This window comes from Clostridium sp. LIBA-8841, assembly GCF_057782475.1.
Genome location: NZ_CM173488.1, coordinates 2368183 through 2387597 on the forward strand (window position 1 = coordinate 2368183; position 19415 = coordinate 2387597).

General features: G+C 29.1%; 16 protein-coding genes and 1 riboswitch. Of the genes, 3 read left to right on the forward strand and 13 right to left on the reverse strand.

The window, feature by feature from the left end; translation table 11 throughout:
• Positions 1 to 38: 38 nt before the first annotated feature.
• Together AC2A4K_RS10255 and AC2A4K_RS10260 are read right to left on the reverse strand one after the other, a co-directional pair.
• Complete coding sequence (locus AC2A4K_RS10255) at positions 39 to 218, reverse strand: hypothetical protein (RefSeq protein WP_322502394.1); 180 nt, start codon at positions 216 to 218, stop codon at positions 39 to 41.
• 100 nt (positions 219 to 318) lie between these two features.
• Positions 319 to 1890: a ClC family H(+)/Cl(-) exchange transporter gene (locus AC2A4K_RS10260; RefSeq protein WP_322502395.1), complete on the reverse strand. Its 1572-nt coding sequence runs from the start codon at positions 1888 to 1890 to the stop codon at positions 319 to 321.
• Positions 1891 to 2152: 262 nt separating this feature from the next.
• Here AC2A4K_RS10260 and rsxC point away from each other — a divergent pair, with 262 nt between their 5' ends.
• Together rsxC and AC2A4K_RS10270 are read left to right on the forward strand one after the other, a co-directional pair.
• A complete protein-coding gene (gene rsxC / locus AC2A4K_RS10265; RefSeq protein ID WP_322502396.1) occupies positions 2153 to 3463 on the forward strand; it encodes an electron transport complex subunit RsxC in 1311 nt (436 codons plus the stop codon).
• A 13-nt stretch (positions 3464 to 3476) separates the two neighbouring features.
• Positions 3477 to 4442, forward strand: coding sequence for an RnfABCDGE type electron transport complex subunit D (locus AC2A4K_RS10270; protein WP_322502397.1), 966 nt, complete (start codon positions 3477 to 3479; stop codon positions 4440 to 4442).
• Positions 4443 to 4753: 311 nt separating this feature from the next.
• Here the strand turns inward: AC2A4K_RS10270 and AC2A4K_RS10275 are convergent, their stop codons facing one another.
• The 10 genes from AC2A4K_RS10275 to metF form a co-directional block, all read right to left on the reverse strand.
• The gene (locus tag AC2A4K_RS10275; protein ID WP_322502398.1) at positions 4754 to 5008 is read right to left on the reverse strand and encodes a DUF1653 domain-containing protein; all 255 of its coding nucleotides are present in this window, start codon (positions 5006 to 5008) and stop codon (positions 4754 to 4756) included.
• 131 nt (positions 5009 to 5139) lie between these two features.
• Positions 5140 to 6297 carry a tRNA uracil 4-sulfurtransferase ThiI gene (gene thiI / locus AC2A4K_RS10280; protein ID WP_322502399.1) on the reverse strand — a complete coding sequence of 386 codons (1158 nt, stop codon included), beginning with the start codon at positions 6295 to 6297 and terminating at the stop codon, positions 5140 to 5142.
• Positions 6294 to 7439 (reverse strand): cysteine desulfurase family protein, encoded by a 1146-nt coding sequence (locus tag AC2A4K_RS10285; protein WP_322502400.1) that lies wholly within the window; start codon positions 7437 to 7439, stop codon positions 6294 to 6296. Before AC2A4K_RS10285 ends, thiI begins: the two co-directional genes overlap by 4 nt.
• Positions 7440 to 7614: 175 nt before the next feature.
• The gene (locus AC2A4K_RS10290; protein ID WP_322502401.1) at positions 7615 to 8052 is read right to left on the reverse strand and encodes an ACT domain-containing protein; all 438 of its coding nucleotides are present in this window, start codon (positions 8050 to 8052) and stop codon (positions 7615 to 7617) included.
• A gap of 391 nt (positions 8053 to 8443) precedes the next feature.
• Entirely contained in the window at positions 8444 to 11023 is a 2580-nt protein-coding gene (locus AC2A4K_RS10295) for an alpha-mannosidase (RefSeq protein WP_322502402.1), read from the reverse strand.
• Positions 11024 to 11337: 314 nt separating this feature from the next.
• On the reverse strand, positions 11338 to 11934 hold the full coding sequence (locus AC2A4K_RS10300; RefSeq protein ID WP_322502403.1) for a GNAT family N-acetyltransferase: 597 nt from the start codon (positions 11932 to 11934) through the stop codon (positions 11338 to 11340).
• A 46-nt stretch (positions 11935 to 11980) separates the two neighbouring features.
• A complete protein-coding gene (locus AC2A4K_RS10305; protein ID WP_322502404.1) occupies positions 11981 to 12820 on the reverse strand; it encodes a homocysteine S-methyltransferase family protein in 840 nt (279 codons plus the stop codon).
• Between the two features lie 107 nt (positions 12821 to 12927).
• Positions 12928 to 15279: a homocysteine S-methyltransferase family protein gene (locus AC2A4K_RS10310; protein WP_322502405.1), complete on the reverse strand. Its 2352-nt coding sequence runs from the start codon at positions 15277 to 15279 to the stop codon at positions 12928 to 12930.
• A complete protein-coding gene (locus AC2A4K_RS10315; RefSeq protein ID WP_322502406.1) occupies positions 15272 to 15943 on the reverse strand; it encodes a vitamin B12 dependent-methionine synthase activation domain-containing protein in 672 nt (223 codons plus the stop codon). The genes AC2A4K_RS10310 and AC2A4K_RS10315 overlap by 8 nt, the downstream gene beginning before the upstream one ends.
• Positions 15944 to 15965: 22 nt before the next feature.
• Positions 15966 to 16850: a methylenetetrahydrofolate reductase [NAD(P)H] gene (metF, locus tag AC2A4K_RS10320; RefSeq protein ID WP_322502407.1), complete on the reverse strand. Its 885-nt coding sequence runs from the start codon at positions 16848 to 16850 to the stop codon at positions 15966 to 15968.
• Positions 16851 to 16927: 77 nt separating this feature from the next.
• A riboswitch (SAM riboswitch) is annotated at positions 16928 to 17040 on the reverse strand.
• 159 nt (positions 17041 to 17199) lie between these two features.
• Between metF and AC2A4K_RS10325 the strand changes: the two genes are divergently transcribed.
• Positions 17200 to 17928, forward strand: coding sequence for a lysophospholipid acyltransferase family protein (locus tag AC2A4K_RS10325; protein ID WP_322502408.1), 729 nt, complete (start codon positions 17200 to 17202; stop codon positions 17926 to 17928).
• Positions 17929 to 17972: 44 nt separating this feature from the next.
• Here the strand turns inward: AC2A4K_RS10325 and AC2A4K_RS10330 are convergent, their stop codons facing one another.
• The gene (locus AC2A4K_RS10330; protein ID WP_322502409.1) at positions 17973 to 19361 is read right to left on the reverse strand and encodes an alanine/glycine:cation symporter family protein; all 1389 of its coding nucleotides are present in this window, start codon (positions 19359 to 19361) and stop codon (positions 17973 to 17975) included.
• Positions 19362 to 19415: the final 54 nt, after the last annotated feature.

Here is a 19415-nt window from a genome sequence, read left to right on the forward strand (position 1 = left end):
AAATAAAAAAAATGATGCATCGTTTGATACATCATTTTTTATTTTGTATATTTATCACAAACTTCTAGTAAAAGACCTTCTGTTTCAAGATCAACCTTAATTTCATCTGTTCTAATATCTTCTAAAATCTTTTCACATTCCCTTATAATCTCTTCATCTACTTCTCCAACTTCCCAAAGATTATAAACTTCCTTTGCCCACTCATTTATTTTATGCATAATACCCTCCAAAGAATACTTAATAATAAACTTAATATGATTATATTCGCTACTTCCCTACTTATGCATAAAAAAATAAAGCTGTGAATAATTCACAGCTTTAAATTTCTTCCTTAGCAGATGTTAAAAATTGAACTTCTTCTAAAACAGAACTTGCTCTACTTTCATCAACCATTACAACTAAATAATCCCCACCCTGTATTTCAACAGATCCTTTAGGTATTATTTCATTATTTCCTCTTTTTATTGCAACTAAAAGAGCTGATTCTGGCCACTTAACATCTTTTATTTCTTTTCCAGCAGCATCACTACCAAGTTCTACTCCAATCTCTAATAAAGTTTTATTATTAGCTGACTCTTCTACATCTGATCCAGCTTTTTCTATCCATTTTTCTAATAAAGATTCGTAAATTGGTTCGCTCTTTAATAAATCTGATGTTACATATGATATTATAACAACTACTGATAAAGCTAACATATGTTCAAAAGAACCTGTCATCTCAGTAATAAGTATTATCCCTGTAATAGGAGCCTTTACTATTGAAGCAAAGTTACCTGCCATAGCTAATATTATAAAATCTATTATATATTGATTTGGAACTCCAAATACATTACAACTTATTATTCCAACTATATTACCTATTACTGCACCTAAAAGTAATAATGGGAAGAATATACCCCCTGGTGTTCCAGCTCCAAAACTTATAATTGTTAATAAGAATTTCACTAAAAGTACAGCTAAAAGAATTTTAATTGTAAAGTTCTTAGTTGCTAAATCCATTATAAGTTCATGTCCACCACCTAATATTATAGGTGCAAAAATACCTAATATACCTGTTAGTAAGAAAGGAATCATAACTTTAATCTCTACAGGAACCTTTTTAAACTTTCCATACATACTTTGTACTTTCAAAATTCCATTTGAGAATATTGCACCACCAACTCCTAAAACTACACCTAATATTATTAATACCCAATAATAATTTAAAGGTAATACAGGAACATTGGCCATTCCTAAACTAGGATTCATTCCTAAAAATTGTTTTGAAACAAAATCAGATACTAATGATGCTGCCATTGCAGAAATTAAAACTAGAGGTGAAAAACTCTTATGGACCTCTTCTAAAGCAAATATAACTCCTGATAAAGGTGCATTAAACGCTGCCGCTAGTCCTGCTGAAGCACCTGATGTTATTAGATATTTCTTCTCTATATTTATTCTCTTTAGGCTATTACTAAATCCTTCACCAATTGCAGCACCCATTTGTACTGATGGGCCCTCTCTACCTAAAGATAATCCAGCTCCTAGAGATATTACTCCACCTAAGAACTTATAAACTAAAATCTTTAGCCAATTCATTTTAAGTTTACCTATTAATTCTCCTTCAACTTGAGGAATACCACTTCCTGAAATCATTGGCTCTATTCTAACCATAAATCCAACTATTGCTCCTAAAATAGCTAAAATAACTAAAACTATAATCATATTAGTACCGCTTAATGCAGCCCAGGCATAAAGCTTTTTAAAAAGTGGAAATAAGTAATTGACAATAATTCTATTTAATACTAAAACTAAAGAACATAAAAGCCCTATAGCAGCACCTTCTAGAACCAATTTAAATCTTAAATCCTTTCTGTGTGACAGTACTCTCTTCGTACTCTCATTACTCAAAAGTTCCCCCTCCTTACACTTAACATTTTATTAACATATACATTATACGCTTATGTTTTTTTATATTCAAATTTAATTAAACTTCAATTTCAAATTATTTTTTCAAAAAACATCTCTGTAAACATTACCTTCTTCTAATAACAATAAGTTTTACATAATTTTATCTTTAAATACAAAACCTTAATAATTAAAAATATGTAATTTATTAATGATTTTATACATAGTATTAAAATATGAAGATTATATGAAAGGATGTGCATCTATGAGTCTCTTTACCTTTAAAAAAGGGCTTCATTTACCTTATAATAAAGAGTTTACTAAAGATAATCCTATAGAAATTTTTGAGCCTAAAGAAGAATTACTATTTCCACTTTCTCAACATATAGGTGCTCCCTGTGAACCTATAGTAAATGTAGGAGATAGGGTTTTAGCAAATCAAAAAATAGCTGATTCTTCTTCCTTTGTTTCTGCTCCAATTCATTCTAGTGTATCAGGAACTGTAAAAGAAATTAAGGATACTTGTGCATTTAATGGTTCAAAAGTTAAAACAATAATAATAAAGAATGATTTTAAATATGAAAATTTTCGAAATGAAAATATTAAATACTCTAATACACTTTCTTTAAAGGATGTTATTTCGCTAGTAAAGGATAATGGTATTGTTGGTCTTGGTGGAGCTACATTTCCTTGTCACGTAAAGCTTAATGTTCCTGAGGATAAGGAAGTTAATCATATCATTATAAACGCGGCTGAATGTGAGCCATACTTAACCTGTGATCATAGAGTTATGCTTGAATATACAGATGAAATAATTGGTGGCTTAAATATTCTTCTAGAACTTTTCCCTAAGTCTATAATCTACATAGGTATAGAAGACAACAAACAAAATGCCATAGATAAATTTATTAGTACTTTAGGAATCAACGAGAGAATAAAAGTAATACCATTAAAAACAAAGTATCCTCAAGGATCTGAAAAACATTTAATTTATGCTATAACCAAACTTCAAGTTCCTTCTGGAAAACTTCCTTTAGATATAGGATGCCTTGTTCATAATGTATCTACTATTTATCAGCTATATATTAGTTTAGTAAAAGGATATCCTCTTACAAAAAGAATAATTACAGTTACTGGAGATGCTATAAAAACGCCTAAAAATATTAAAGTAAAACTAGGAACTCCAATAAAAGATGTAATTGAATTTTGTGGTGGCTTTATAAATAAGCCTTCAAAAATAATCTTAGGTGGTCCTATGATGGGTTTTGCTATAAATTCTTTAGAATTACCTATAACTAAAGGAACTTCTGGTATTCTTTGCTTATCTAAAGTAGATAATTCGCCTAAAACTCATTGTATAAGATGTGGAAAATGCTTAAATTCATGTCCAATGAATTTATTCCCACAAAAATTAAATGATTTTGCTATCCAAAATAAACTTGAAGATTTTAAATCATTTAATGGAATGGATTGTATAGAATGTGGTTGTTGTACATTTTCTTGTCCTGCCAAAATTTCTATAGTCAATAACGTTAGAGAAGCAAAGAAATCAATTAGAAATAATTCTAAAAAGTAAAGAGGTGGAAAGAATGATTGATACAAAACAAGAGTCTATGGAATCACTCTTAATAAATGATGAGGATCTTTTAGTTAATTCATCTCCTCATATAAAGTCAACTATCTCTACACAAAGCATAATGAAAGACGTTTTAATAGCTTTAATTCCTACCTCCCTAGTTGGAGCTTTAGTTTTTGGATTAAGGGCTATATTTGTTATTGCAACCTGTGCCCTCTCCGCTGTAATTGCTGAATACGCATTTCAAAAGCTCACAAAAAAGGAGATTACCATAAGGGATTTAAGTGCAGTTGTTACAGGTGTTTTACTAGCATTAAATCTTCCTGTTAACACACCACTTTGGGTAGCATGTATAGGTTCTATTGTGGCAATAGTACTAGTAAAGCAAATTTTTGGCGGTATAGGATGTAATTTTATGAATCCAGCCTTAGTAGCTAGAGCTTTTATCCTAGCTGCATGGCCTGAAACCATTAGTATTTTCACTTTAGATGGTGTTACTACAGCCACACCTTTAGCTTTATTAAAAAGTGGACAAGGAAATCTTCCTTCCTTAAGTAATGCCTTCTTAGGCAACATAGCAGGATGTATAGGAGAAGTTTCTGCTCTTGCTATATTAATTGGTGCTATCTATTTAATGTATAGAAAAATAATAACTTGGCATATACCTGTTGTCTATATTGGTACAGTTTTAATATTAACAACTGTTATAGGTAGAAATGGTTTCTTAAGTGGAAATGGTCTTTATGAGATTTTCACAGGAGGTTTATTTCTAGGAGCCTTCTTTATGGCAACAGATTATGTAACCTCTCCAATGACAAAAAAAGGACAAATTTTATTCGCCTTTGGATGTGGACTTATAACTACATTAATAAGAATATTTGGTGGTTATCCAGAAGGAGTGTCTTATTCTATTCTACTTATGAATTTACTTGTACCAGTCATAGATTACTACATTAAACCTAAAGGTTTTGGTCATTAAAAATAATTTTTTTCAAAAAATTTAGTATATAACTTCTTATATATGATAATAATATTAGCTGTAGAGTTATTTAATCTATACAGCTGTTCCTATATAAATCTTCTCTACTTTAGAGCTTCAATTTAAGGCTGTATTCTAAAATGTACGCGTTATTATTTTAGGGTCTTAAATTTCTCTAAACTCATTTCGTTATAGCTAAGTCTGCTATAACCTCTTATTCATTAAGATAGCTCAGAAAGTATTCTAGAATTCTTTCTGAGCTATTACGTTTTTAATATATAATTTTATCAGTTATATATTAAACTCTCTCTTTATCTATTTAAACTTTTAACTTCAAACTCTTCAAATCTATATTTTTGTCCTGTAGGATTTTCTTTTCCCTTTGGAACCTCTTCTAAAAACATATCATAAGGTCTTACGAATTGACCACAATCTCCGTATAGTGCTCTATATAAAACCAGTTTTTCGCTGCTCTCAGAATGAGTAACTATTCCTTCTACTAAATAAAGATCTCCTTTAAAGTGTCTAAATATTTTCCCTATGCTTTTTTCTATATTTCTCTCCATATAAATCCTCCTAAAAATAAAAGAATCAAGTTAAACTTGATTCTTCTATTTTATATTTAATTAATTTAAAATACAATATACTAATGAGTTTATTAAAAATAATACTTTAAAATATTATTTTTAGAATAAAATTATTCAAAGATGAATGTTTCCATTTCATCAATAGCCTTATTTACTAAAGCCTCTACATCAAGCTTTCTTTCAGCTATTCTCATGTCCTTAACTCTAGGTTTAGTCCTTGGATGTTTTGGTACAAAGATTGTACAACAGTCTTCGTACGGAAGTATTGATGTTTCATAAGTATCTATTTCTCTAGCTATATCCATTATATCCTCTTTATCCATAGCTATTAATGGTCTAAATACTGGTCTATCTGCTACATCATTGCTTACCATAAGCCCTTCCATAGTTTGAGAAGCTACCTGTCCTATACTCTCACCAGTTGTAACTGATTGTATATTTTTTCTTTCAGAAAGTTCACAAGCAACTCTCATCATAAATCTTCTCATTATTATTGTTAATTCATCTTCTCTACACTTTTCTATTATATCCATTTGTATTTCTGTAAATGGAACAACATAAAGTGTTATTTTTTCTGTATATCTACCTACTATCTTAGCTAATTCTTTAACCTTATCCTTAGCTCTTTCTGATGTATATGGATGAGAATGATAATAAACGCAGTGTGTTTCAACACCTCTTCTAGCCATTAAATAAGCAGCTACTGGAGAATCTATTCCTCCTGATAGCATGACCATAGTGCTTCCATTCATTCCATATGGTAGCCCTCCTACAGCTTTTATTTTATCTTTATCAGTAAATACATAAGCATTTCCTCTTATCTCAACATAAAGCTTACATTCTGGATTATGTATATCTACCTCTATTTGATCCTTAAGCTCTGAAAGAATATATCCACCAACCGCTCTTGAAACCTCCATAGAGTTCATTTCAAACTTTTTGTTAGCTCTGTTAGTTTCAACCTTAAAGCTTTTAGCTCCACTTTCTTTAATTTTTTTTAATCCTTCTTCCTTTATGGCATCAAAAGTTGCTTCTACTTGAGTAACTAAACAAAGTTCCTTAACTCCAAATACCTTTTTAACTCTTTCAATAACTCCATCTAAATCTTCTGATTTTATGAACCATCTATTTTGATCTGTTATTATTTCATGATCTATATCTTTTAATTTCTTTCTTATATTATCTTTTAATTTTCTTTCAAACTTATTTTTATTAAGTCCCTTTAAAAATATTTCTGAAGCATATTTTACTAAAATCAATTTATTCATATTTTTATTCTCCTTAAAAATTTCAAAGATTTTTCTAAAGAATTTATGGTATAATCCACTTCTTCTAAGGTATTGTATTTAGAAAAACTAAATCTTATAGCTCCTTGTATGCATCTTGGTTCTAACCCCATAGTATTTAATACATAACTTCCTTTCGCTACTGCTGATTTTGAAGAACAAGCTGAACCTGTTGAAACAAAAATGTTATCTTCCTCTAACATGTGAAGTAATACCTCTGACCTAATCCCTAAAAATGAAACATTTAAAATATATGGACTATACTCTTCACTATTTGGAGCATTTATTATAACATTTTCTATTTTTGAAAGTTTCTCTATAAAATACTCTTTAAGTTTCTTTACATGATTATAAGAATCCTCTAAAGAATCATAAGCTATGTTCATTGCTTTAACCATACCCATATACCCTGGAATATTTTCTGTTCCAGCTCTTAAACCACCTTGTTGACCGCCTCCAGTTATTAAGGACTTTAGGTTTAATCCTTTTCTCATATACATGAATCCTACTCCCTTAGGTCCATGAAACTTATGAGCCGATACAGAATAGAAGTCTATATTACATTCTTTAACATCAATTTTAAATTTTCCAAAGCCTTGTACCCCATCTACATGAAACTTAGCTCTTTTACTTTTTTCCTTGATTAATTTACCTATTTCTTTAATCTTTTGAATGCTTCCAATTTCATTGTTTACATGCATTATTGAGATTAAAACAGTATTTTTGTTTATAGCTTCTTCTAATTCTTTTAAATTTATAAATCCTTTATTATCTACTTTTAAATAAGTTACACTTACACCTTGTTTTTCTAATTCTCTATATGTATTTAAAACACTTGAATGTTCAAAGGCTGTAGTTATAATATGATTATTTTCTCCTACAAGACCTTTTATAACCATATTATTACCTTCACTTCCTCCTGAAGTGAATATTATTTCTTCTTTAGAACAATTTAATCTTCTTGCTATAGATTCTTGAATTTCCTCTATCTTTCTTTGTGATTTTACACCTAACTTATGTAAAGATGATGGATTTCCCCAAAATTCATCCATAGCATAATAAATTTCTTCTCTAACTTCCTTTAAAGGCTTAGTAGTAGCACTGTTATCAAAATAAACTTGCATATTCAACCTCCCTTATAGTTATATAATTTTCTATTAAATCATTATATATACACATTTTCTGATTATATAATAATTATTAAACCACAATAATAATTATTATCAAAAACATTTTCTACCAAATTAAAAAAGTTTAAAAAAAATTCCTAACTTAGCTAATACTAAGTTAGGAATCTCTCTACTCCATAGCAACAAATTCTACTTTTTCAACTCCATGTACTAATTCTATTTCACTTAACATTTCTTTTATATCACATTTCATAGTAGATATATCTATTGTAAAACTTACATGAGCTAATCCATGTATAGGTAATCCTTGATCAATTGTAAGTATATTACCCCCAACATCTGATAGTATATTTAAAACAGATGATAAAACTCCTTTTTCATGAGTAACCACCATATTAAATATAACTTTTCTTCCTTGAAGCGTTTCTGCAAACTCAAATATATAATCCTTATACTTATAATATACACTTCTACTAATTCCAGCTTGCTTTGTAGCTTCTGTTATTTCTTTAACTTTTCCTTCTTTTAAAAGTCTTTTAGCATTTATTACCTTCTCAAAAACCTCTGGTAATACTCTTTTATCTATAACTAATAAATTTCCTTCCATTGGAACTATTCACCTCTTTTATCTTTATATAAATACCCAAAACTTAAGTAAATAATAGCCCTCTTTTATTCGCCACTTATTAAAATACCACCTCTAATTAATATTTTCAATAAGAAACATCGCTTATTATTAATTAAATTTATAAATATTTTAATTAATAACCCTAATTATTTATTAAAGCAACCCTATTATTTTAATTTATTTCCTTTATTAGATAAAATATACGTTTACAACTTATCCTTCCATCTACTAAATTATACTTTTAATTTAAATATATCTATATAAAAAGTATATCACCCTACATTTTAAAACACAACTGTTCTCTTATAAAAGACAACTTAAATTAATAAAGAGGATATACCTTAAAGATACACCCTCTTACACTTCTTGATTAAAGTACTATTTCAAATGTTTTTATTTGTTTCTTTGAAATAATTCCATTAATAGCATTTTCTTTTACTTCTAGTTTTTCTATAATTTCCTCATTTAAGTTAACTTCGTTTATTTCCTTAACATCTCTATTAACTTTTATTTGGAAGTTTTCTTCTTTATCAGAAATATTAAATATTCTTACTATTATAGAATCTCTATCTTCAGCTTTCTTAAATGCTGATAAAACTATATTTTCTCCTGTAATTGAAACTAAAGAGTCCTCTACTTTGAAATCTCCTTGAAGAGCTAACATTGGAGTATTTAAGTTGTATGCTTCTTCGTAAGCTCTTTCTCCAGTGTAATCTCCTTCATGAGCTATTACTGAATATTCGGCAATATTATTTCCTAAGCATTGTGCTTCAGGTGTTGGGAATACTCCCCAATCTCCTAACTCTCCAACAGATCTTAATATTGTTATAGCAATAGTATTTTCTCCATCTCTTAATACTTCATATTCAGGTAATCCCATATTAGCAACCATAAGACCAACTTTTCCATCATTTACATCAACAAAGTTAGTTTGTTTTTGACAGTTAGAAGGATTTTGCCATCCTTCCCATGGAGTTGTTTCTCTTTCTATAACATCAAAATGTCCTTCTGCAAAGTGAGTGCTTGCTTCTATTCCTGTTGGGAATAATGCTCTTACTCTATGATCTTTTGCAGTATTTTCTATTTCAACCTTAACATCTACTCTTCTAGAAACTTCGCTAAGAACTATTGTAGAAACTAACTTAATTTCTGTCATTTCTTCTACTCTTCTACTTTCTTTCTTAACAGCTTCTACTGGAACTTCTAAAGTATTTTTAACTTCAATAACTTTTTCTACTTCATTATCTTTTAATACTTTAATCTCAGCCTTATTTCCTAAAGTATTTACTACTAAATCCTTCTCTGGAGCTCTAAAGATGTATTCATCTCCTATATCTCCACAATCTTCAAAGGCATTTAAATTCCTATACTCTTTATTTGTTCCTTTATGAAGTAAATCAAATGTACCATTTTCATTGAATTTTAGTGAGAAGAATTTATTTTCAAAAGTTAAATCTTGAGAAACTTCCTTTTCTTCTATAACTTCACATGTAACTATCTTAAATGATTTTAATCCTAAAGCTTTTATATTATTAGCTAAGAACTTAACTTTAAATCTATTTACATACTCTGGTTGTCTAAATCTATTGTTTGGAAGAGTATATTTAAATGTTTCACCTAAAGCTTCAACTACTGATGGAACCTCTTCTCCATTCTCTGTAACAACCTTAAAGTTTTCTATTCCTGATTCTTTATTTACATCAACTGTAGCTTCTACTACTTCACTTCTATCCCATCCTAATGTATTGAATACAACGATGCTTTCTCTGTCAGTAGTAGTTCCATTTACTAGATTTAGCATATGCTCAGTACTTCTATCTATCATTTCTTCTGATATTTGCATACTAGCTTTAAATCTTGTTACCATATCTTGATGAACCTCATCAATACTACATCCACAAATTGAATCATGAGGATGGTTTTGAATTAAGTATTTCCATGATTGAAGTATGAAATCACTTTCGTATTTCTTTCCTTCTAATGAAGCCATAACTCCTAAAGGTTCAACATATCTTTCTAAAAGAACTTGAGACTTATTGTTCATTTGCTTTAAATAAAGTCTTGCTGAAGCTGTGTTACATAAAGTCCACCAACCATCTGTATATTGGCCATTTAACTCTCCAGTAACTTCTTTTAAGTCCTTAACTTCGTCTTTAACATCAGCTATATAATCAACTAAGTTACTATGAACTAATTCAAAATCAACATCTTCTTTTACATTATCTATTATGTCACCAACATTTGTTTGAACTGGTTGGTGGTCACATCCGTTCATTAATAATATTTGATTTGTTGTAGCATACATATCTGCCTTGTTAACTCTGTCATTTAAGAATTCAACAGCTTCTTTCTTATCTGCTGGAATTTCATTACCATTACTATACCAGTTAGCCATAAGTATTCCTAAAACTTCTGATCCATCTGGTGATTTCCATAATACTTCTGAATGGTACTCATTCTCTCCAGCTTCTTCAACCTTTTGGTTATCAAATGCTATTGGAGTTATTCCTCTACCAAAAACTGCATTATCTATTCCAAATCCTCTTAATATTTGAGGTGCTTGAGATATGTTACCAAATGAGTCTGGGAAATATCCTATTTTTACTGGATCTCCAAATCTCTTTGCAAATCTCATTCCTAAAAGCATATTTCTTACATTTGCTTCTGCACTTATTAAATATTCATCTTGAAGAACATACCAAGGACCTACATGAAGTCTTCCTTCTTCTATAAGCTTCTTTAATCTATCAAACATATATGGCTTTACTTCTAAATAATCATCTAAAGCTATAGTTTGTCCATCTAAATGGAAATATTTAAAATGCTCATTATTTTCTAATGTATCTATTAATGAATCCATAAAATCTACTAATTTAACTCTATGTTTTTGAAATGGTATGTACCACTCTCTGTCCCAATGACTATGTGAAACTACGTGTACTTTTTTCATGTCTAACCTCTCCTTATCTAAAGTTCATTAACCTATACCTAGATTATATACGTTTACAGATTGTTTCTTCAATTTTCATTCTTATATGTTTAGTGGACTTTTTATAGATTGTTTAATTTTAGCTAATTGGTTTTTTATCAAAGTTGTATATAAAAAATTAAGCCATGTTTTAAACTGATATTGATTTTAGATATTCCCTAAGACCTATCTTACGGTTATATCTAAAAATTAACACTCAACTAAAACATAGCTAAAATTTAAAGTCAGTAATCATTAAAACTACCGACTTTTAATGATTTATTGCTCTAATCTTATTATATTTTTATATCACTTTTTATAACTGAATAAACGCATATATTAATATATTCATCTCTATTCTTATTATAATAATGTTCTCTTAATATTCCATCTCTATGAAATCCAAGCTTTTCTGATAGTTTAATTGATGAAATATTATTACTATCAATCATAGCTACAATTCTATTCATACTTAAATTTTCAAATGCAAAGTTTTCTATAGCTTTAATACACTCAGAAGCAACCCCTTGCCTCCAAAACTTCTTTGCTACAGTATACCCAATCTCAGTATTATTAGAATAAAAATCCATATTATAAAAACCTATATCTCCAATGAACTCTTTACTTTCCTTATTGACTATAGCCCACCTTATGCCTTTTTTCTCATTATACATTACTTTAACTTTTTTTAGATAAAAATCCACTTGTTTTTCTGGATTAGAAACTTCTGTTCCAGAATATTTCATAACATCTTCATCTGAAAATAAATTAATGAAATTCTCCTTATACTTTTCTTCTATCTCTTTAAGTATAAATCGTTTAGTTTCAAAAATTGGAAACTCTAAGAAAAATTTTTCTATTTTATTTTCTAAAAGTTGATTTTTAATACTCATATTATCCACCTTATTATACCATTAATAAATATTTATAACTTATACTCTATATTAAGTTACAAATAGCTCTTATATATTTAGGCGTTGTTCCACAACATCCTCCTATTATATTTACACCTTTTTCAATAGCCTTTTTAGACAAATCTTTAAATTCTTCTGGAGTCTGTTCATATATAAGTTCATCCCCTATTTTTTTAGGTATTCCTAAATTAGCTTTTATCATAATAGGAAGAGAAGTATTTTCTTTTAAAATATCTAACGCCTTTAATACTTCCTCATACTCTGTACAATTTATTCCTAAGGCACTTACTTCACAAGACTCCAAAATTGAAATCATCTCTTTTATAAACTTAGGAATATCCTTTTTCCCAGCTAAAGTAAAAGAACATATAACTGGTTTATCTGTTAGTTCCTTTGCTTTTTTAATTGCAAATTCTGCTTCTTCTATACTTCCTAAAGTTTCAAAAACAACAATATCAAATTTATTATTTGACGAGTTAATTATTCTTTCTGTATTTTCTTCTACAACACATTTAAAATTTTCATTAGTTTCTTCTATATAATATGAAAGAGGCCCTATATCTAAAGCAACTATTCCATTCTTCTCACACACTTTTTTAGCAATATTAACACCTGCTTCTACAACCTCTTCTAAATCATAATTATTCTTTTTTGCATTTATAACATTGCACATAAATGTATTTGAAAGTATTAAGTTAGCTCCAGCGTCTCTATACTCTCTATGAATTTTTTCTATTAATTCAGGCCTTTTAATATTTAAAAGTTCTGAAGGAGTCTCTTTTAAATTTACTCCTAACTCCATAATCCTAGTTCCCATAGCGCCATCAGCTACTATGAACTCATTTTTCAAATCTAATTTTTTCATCTTAATGTATTCTCCAATCAAATTTACTTCTTTTTTATTTAATGTTTATTTTTAAATAAAACCATATTTTAAACTAGCTAAAATTAACACTTACCTAAAACATAGCTTTAAATTTTAAATATTTGCTTAGCTATTTCTACAGCTCTATTAGCGTCTTTAGCATAAAAATCTGCTCCTATTTCTTTAGCATATTCCTTTGTTAAAACAGCTCCTCCAACAAATATTTTAGTTTTCAAGTCTTTTTCTTTAACTCTTTTTATTGTCTCTTCCATACTCTTTAAAGTTGTTGTCATTAAAGCACTGAGACCTAATAATTTAACATCTTTTTCAATGCACACCTTTAAAATTTCTTCTGGTTCTACATTTTTTCCTAAATCAATAATATCATAACCATAGTTTTCTAGAATAACTTTAACTATATTTTTACCAATATCATGTATATCTCCTTTTACTGTAGCTAATACTATGCACCCCTTATTTTTATCCTCTTTAGAGAAATCAACACTTGATTTTATAACCTCAAAGGATTCTTTAACCGTTTCAGCTGATGCTATTAATTGTGGCAAGAATATCTCTTCTTTCTCAAATTTTTCTCCAACCCTATCTAGTGCAGGTATTAATTCCTTATTAACAATTTCCATGCCTTTAAAACTTTTAAGAAGTTCTTCTGTTTTTCTTCTTGCTTCTCCTCTTAATCCTTTTATGACTATTTCTTTTAAGGTTAAAATATTTCCTCCCTTTTCTCTTAGATTTTCTTCCTTAATATTATTTTTCTTAGAATAATAACTTACATACTTATTAGCCCCTTTATCATATCCATAAAGAAGTTCAAATCCTCTTACAACTTTCATTATTCCCTCTTTGTTAGGATTGACTATAGGAAAATCTAGTCCTTCATTAAGAGCCATTCCTAAAAATACTTCATTTATATTTTCCCTTTCTGGCAATCCAAAGGAAACATTTGAAACTCCTAAAGTAGTCTTAACTCCAAGCTCCTTCTTTATTTTTCTAATAGTCCTTAATGTTTCTCTAACCTCCATCTGGTTTGTTGCTGCTGTTAATATAAGAGGATCTAAAATTATATTCTCTTTACTAATTCCATACTCTGAAGCTTTCTCTATTATTTTTTTCCCTATTTTTATTTTTTCTTCACAGGTTTTTGGTATTCCCTTATTACTTAAGGTCAACCCAATAACCATAGCCCCATATTTTCTAACTATTGGAAGTATTCTATCTAAAGTCTCTTCATCTCCATTTACTGAATTTAAAATACATTTACCATTATAATATCTTAGTGCCTTTTCTATTACCTCTGGATTAGAAGAGTCTATTTGAAGAGGAACATCTAAAACACTTTGAAGATCCTTTACGATTTTAACCATCATGCTTTCTTCATCAATATCTGGAATTCCTACATTAACATCTAAAATATTTGCTCCAGCTTCAACCTGTTCAATCCCCTGTTTCACAATATAATCTATATCATTATTTTTTAAAGCCTCTTTAAATCTTTTTTTCCCAGTAGGATTTATTCTCTCTCCAATTACAGAAACTCCTCTTCCACTTATAGTAAGTGAAGGCGTACATACACCTGTTAGACTAACTTTATCTCTTTTTATACTTTCTTTCTTTTTTAATCTTTTCGATAATTCCTCTATATATTCAGGAGTTGTCCCACAACATCCACCAATATAATTAACACCTAGAGAAACAAATTTTTCTCCATATTCACCGAATTCATATTTATCAACTTCATAACTTGTCCTATCTCCATCTATACTAGGCATTCCTGCATTAGCCTGTACTATTACATCCTTGTTAGTTGATTTTACTATTCTTTTTATTATTGATTCCATTTCTCTAGGTCCTAAAGAACAATTAACACCTAAAGCATCAACTCCTAATCCTTCTAATGTCATAGCCATACTCTCTGGAATACATCCTGTAAAAGTTCTCTCATTTTTTTCAAAACTCATAGTACAAAATACAGGCAAGTTAGAATTTTCTTTTGCTGCTAAAATAGCTGCCTTAGCTTCATATAAATCACTCATTGTCTCTATAAGTATAATATCTGCTCCATTTTTTACTCCAACTATAACCTGTTCCTTAAATATATCATAAGCTTCATCAAAACTTAGAGTTCCCATAGGCTCTAAAAGTTCTCCTATAGGACCTATATCTAAGGCTATTTTCACTTCATTTCCCTCTCTAGCTCTCTTTGCTATTTCTAAAGCTTTTGTTATAATTTCTTCTACTTTAAAATCTGTATTTCTTAATTTTTTTCTATTTGCTCCAAAAGTATTAGTAGTTATAAAGTTTGCTCCTGCCTCTATATATCTTTTATGAACTTCATATATAATATCTTCATTATATATATTAAAAACTTCTGGATTCTCCCCAAGCTTCAATCCTAACTTTTGAAGCATAGTCCCCATAGCCCCATCAAAAATCTTAATCATAACATCTCTTACCGCCTTTCCTATAATTGCACTTTGTATAAAAACTACATTGATCACAACTTCTTATGGAAGCTTGATTATTTCTACATTTACTTATTCCTATTATTGCTGTAACTGATTTTCTAGGTATTAAAATATTACTCTCTGTTAAATTTAAACCTATTGCTTTTTGCCCATCTATTAACTCTAAAAAATCCTTTTGAAATTCTATTGAAAAATCTCCATACCCTGGACTAAATCTTTCTCTTATAAACTCATTTTTACTTTCAACCTTTTCCTTTATAGCCTCTTCAATTTCATCACAGACTTCCTCTATGGCAGCAGTAGCACAGGCATCTAATACGAGAGCTTTTAACAAATCTATCTTCTCATACTTATTTATAGCCCTTTCTATCTCATATCCTAAGGTAACTCCTAGTAAAATCACCTTATAGCACCCTTTTAAATGTCTCTTTATAGATACTCCCTTTAAAATTTTTTCAGTTCCTAATATTTTTAAATTATCTTTATACTCTTCTAAACCATATTCTCTATAGGTTACTCTATAATCAGCTATTTCCTTGCATTCTTCGATGCATTTATCTATAAGTTCAAAATCTTCTTCATTTCCTTTTACACCTAAATATCTAAGCACTTCTTTTTTATCTATATTAGTAATTTTCATATTTATATAATTCTTTCTCCTTTTAAGATATTTTTTCCTTTCTATTTACTGAATTAATAATATTTTTAGTTCCACTTACTATATTCTTTGCTACATATGAATTATTCATTGTATATAAATGCACACCTCTTACCCCGCTAGAGATTAAATCTATTATTTGCTCATTTGCATATGCTATTCCAGCATCTCTTAAAGCTTCCTTATCATGCTCATACTTATTTACTATTTTCATAAATTTTTTAGGGAATGTTGCCCTACAAAGAGATAATATCCTCTCTATTTGTTTTTTATTAACTACAGGCATTATTCCAGCCTGAATTGGTACATCTATTCCTTTCTTTTCACAGGATTCTAGAAAATCAAAAAATATATCATTATCAAAAAATAATTGAGATATTAAGTGATTAGCTCCAGCATCTACTTTTCTTTTTAAAAATTCTAAATCCTTATCTTTGTTAATGGCTTCTGGATGAATTTCTGGATAACAAGCTCCTGCAATATTTATATCTTTATATTTTCCAATATGTTTTATTAAATCTATGGAAGAATTATATTCCGATATAATATTTTCTCTTTTATCTCCTCTTAAAGCTAATACATTCTCTACTCCTTTACTTTTTAATATGCTCAAAGTTTTCTCTATATCTTTTTTTTCTGCTCCTATACAAGTTAAATGTGCTAAAGTTTCTAAATTGTATTTATTTTTTATTATTGATGATAATTCTATTGTTCTATTACTTACAAAATTTCCACCTGCTCCATAAGTCACACTTATAAAATCTGGTTTTAATTCCTGTATCTCTTCTAAAGTTCTGTATATATTTTCTATTGGAGTACTTTCCTTTGGAGGAAAAACCTCAAATGAAAACACAAATTCTTTTTTATCAAATAATTCTTTAATATTCATAAAATCCCTCCTAAAAATAAAAAAGCCTAAAGGAAATAATCCTTTAGGCATAAAATCTCTAATTTTCTCAACTTCAAAACTTATCTTTCAGTAAACCTGCAGGATTTAGCACCGTTATAGAATAAAATTTATTTATACTATAGGTTGCTGGGCTTCACAGGGCCAGTCCCTCCACCTCTCTTGATAAGAATAATATTCTGTTTTGGTAAATTATAGTATATAAAAATAAAATAGTAAATATATAAGTTTTTTTTATTATTATAATTTGTAAAACACACTACATATTTGATATTTTTTTAAAACTGTTATAATATTACTTAGTACTAGTAATATTAAAGGGGCGAAATATATGTTTAGATCTATATATTGGTATGGAAAAGGATATGCCTGGACATTAATAAAATCCTTATCTGATATAAAAAAAATAAATAAAATGGAAGAGGAAGGTAAGCTTGAAGAAAGAGATGAATATATCTATCAATGTAGTAGAAGGATAGCTCATACTTTTCTTAAAGATGCCGGAATAAAAGTTAACGTTGAAGGCTTAGAAAATATTCCTGAAGGACCTGTTCTTTTTGTTGGTAACCATCAAAGTAATATGGACATTCCTGTTGTCATGTATTCTATTGATAGACCAAAAGGATTCATAGCAAAAAAAGAACTTGAAAAAATGCCTATACTAAAAGATTGGATACTACTTTCAAAAGCTATATTTATTGATAGAGATCATCCTAAAAAAGCCATGGCTGGTATTTTACAAGGAATTAAGCAATTAAAAGAAGGATATTCAATGGTTGTTTTTCCTGAAGGAACAAGAAGTCATTGTAGTAAACTAGGAGAATTTAAAGCAGGTAGTTTTAAATTAGCTACTAAATCAAAAGTTCCTATAGTGCCTTTTACAATTGATGGAACATATAAAATAATGGAAGGAAATCATTATTTTATAAAACCTGGTGAAGTAAATCTTTATATTCACCCACCAGTTTATACTGATAAACTTACTAAGGAAGAAATTGCAGAGCTTCCTGAAAAAGTTGAAAATATCGTTAGAAGCAAACTTCCTAATGAAGGAAGATAAAAAAATCCATGAGTAAAATTTACTCATGGATTTTTTTATTTATATCAATTTAAAACAGTTCCTTCTAATTCAACACTCTTCTTATTAAGAGCTTTTTCTTTAAAGAATTCTTCTGTTTCTTCTATAACTACTTTTCTTAATCCAATAATACCTATAAGGTTTGGAATTGCCATTAATCCATTAACAATATCAGCTATTATAAATATCAATGTTAATGGTAAGAATGATCCTGCAGCAACAAGAAGTATATATAATATTCTATATGGTTTTATTGCTTTTATTCCAAATAAATACTCAACACATCTTTCCCCGTAATAATTCCATCCTAATATTGTTGTGAAAGCAAAGAATATAAGTCCTATATTAACTATATATGTTCCTATATTACTAATAGGAAGACCCATTTCAAAAGCTTGCGTTGTAAGGGCGGCACCTTCTAAATTTCCTGTATAAGCACCTGTAAGAATTATAACTATACCTGTCATTGTACAAATAAGAATTGTATCAAAAAATGTACCAGTCATAGAAATAAGTCCTTGCTTAACTGGTGACTTAGTCCTAGCTGCAGCCGCTGCTATTGGAGCACTTCCAAGGCCAGCTTCATTCGAGAAAACTCCTCTTGCTATCCCACTTTTCATAACAGTTATTATACTAATTCCCACAGCTCCACCTAAGGCAGCTCTAGGATTAAAAGCACTCTCTATAATTATTACTACGGCATTTGGAACCTTATCTAAATTAAAAGCTATAACAATTAAAACTCCTAATATATAAAGACCTGCCATTAAAGGAACAACCTTTTCTGATACGCTAGATATTCTCTTTATTCCACCTAAAGTTACTAAAGTAACTAATAAAGTTACTATTCCTGCTGTAATTACAGTTGGAACATTAAATGTAATACTTGCAGCATCAGTTATTGATTTAACTTGTCCAAAGGTTCCTATTCCTAATAAAGCTACACCGATTCCAAAGAAAGCAAAAATATTTGCTAGCCAATTTAGCCCAAGACCATTTTTTATATAATACATTGGTCCTCCAGCCATTTGACCATTTTCATCTACCACTCTGTACTTTATAGCAAGTACACCTTCTGCATATTTAGTTGCCATTCCAAAGAAAGCAGCTACCCACATCCAAAATAAGGCTCCTGGTCCTCCAGCTTTTATAGCCGTTGCAACTCCTACTATGTTTCCTGTTCCTATTGTAGCCGAAAGTGCTGTACATAAGGCTCCAAAACTTGAAACATCTCCTTCTGCATCATCACAAGAAGATTCATCATCCTTCTTAAATACATACTTTAAAGCCATTGGTAATTTTAAAATTTGTAATAATTTTAATCTTATAGTCAGGTAAATTCCTGTTCCTACAAGTAGTACAAGAAGTGGGACTCCCCATACTAAGTTGTCGATTTGATTTAATAAGTTTTCCATAAAAAAAATCCTCCTTAAATTTAAATTTGCGGAGGAGAATAAGGATACTTAAAA

What these genes read in the sequence shown, in the direction of transcription:
- AC2A4K_RS10255 (WP_322502394.1), bottom strand. Translation starts at nt 218, where the DNA reads ATGCATAAAATAAATGAGTGGGCAAAGGAAGTTTATAATCTTTGGGAA.
- rsxC (WP_322502396.1), top strand. Translation starts at nt 2,153, where the DNA reads ATGAGTCTCTTTACCTTTAAAAAAGGGCTTCATTTACCTTATAATAAA.
- AC2A4K_RS10270 (WP_322502397.1), top strand. Translation starts at nt 3,477, where the DNA reads ATGATTGATACAAAACAAGAGTCTATGGAATCACTCTTAATAAATGAT.
- AC2A4K_RS10275 (WP_322502398.1), bottom strand. Translation starts at nt 5,008, where the DNA reads ATGGAGAGAAATATAGAAAAAAGCATAGGGAAAATATTTAGACACTTT.
- thiI (WP_322502399.1), bottom strand. Translation starts at nt 6,297, where the DNA reads ATGAATAAATTGATTTTAGTAAAATATGCTTCAGAAATATTTTTAAAG.
- AC2A4K_RS10285 (WP_322502400.1), bottom strand. Translation starts at nt 7,439, where the DNA reads ATGCAAGTTTATTTTGATAACAGTGCTACTACTAAGCCTTTAAAGGAA.
- AC2A4K_RS10290 (WP_322502401.1), bottom strand. Translation starts at nt 8,052, where the DNA reads ATGGAAGGAAATTTATTAGTTATAGATAAAAGAGTATTACCAGAGGTT.
- AC2A4K_RS10295 (WP_322502402.1), bottom strand. Translation starts at nt 11,023, where the DNA reads ATGAAAAAAGTACACGTAGTTTCACATAGTCATTGGGACAGAGAGTGG.
- AC2A4K_RS10300 (WP_322502403.1), bottom strand. Translation starts at nt 11,934, where the DNA reads ATGAGTATTAAAAATCAACTTTTAGAAAATAAAATAGAAAAATTTTTC.
- AC2A4K_RS10305 (WP_322502404.1), bottom strand. Translation starts at nt 12,820, where the DNA reads ATGAAAAAATTAGATTTGAAAAATGAGTTCATAGTAGCTGATGGCGCT.
- AC2A4K_RS10310 (WP_322502405.1), bottom strand. Translation starts at nt 15,279, where the DNA reads ATGATTAAGATTTTTGATGGGGCTATGGGGACTATGCTTCAAAAGTTA.
- AC2A4K_RS10315 (WP_322502406.1), bottom strand. Translation starts at nt 15,943, where the DNA reads ATGAAAATTACTAATATAGATAAAAAAGAAGTGCTTAGATATTTAGGT.
- metF (WP_322502407.1), bottom strand. Translation starts at nt 16,850, where the DNA reads ATGAATATTAAAGAATTATTTGATAAAAAAGAATTTGTGTTTTCATTT.
- AC2A4K_RS10325 (WP_322502408.1), top strand. Translation starts at nt 17,200, where the DNA reads ATGTTTAGATCTATATATTGGTATGGAAAAGGATATGCCTGGACATTA.
- AC2A4K_RS10330 (WP_322502409.1), bottom strand. Translation starts at nt 19,361, where the DNA reads ATGGAAAACTTATTAAATCAAATCGACAACTTAGTATGGGGAGTCCCA.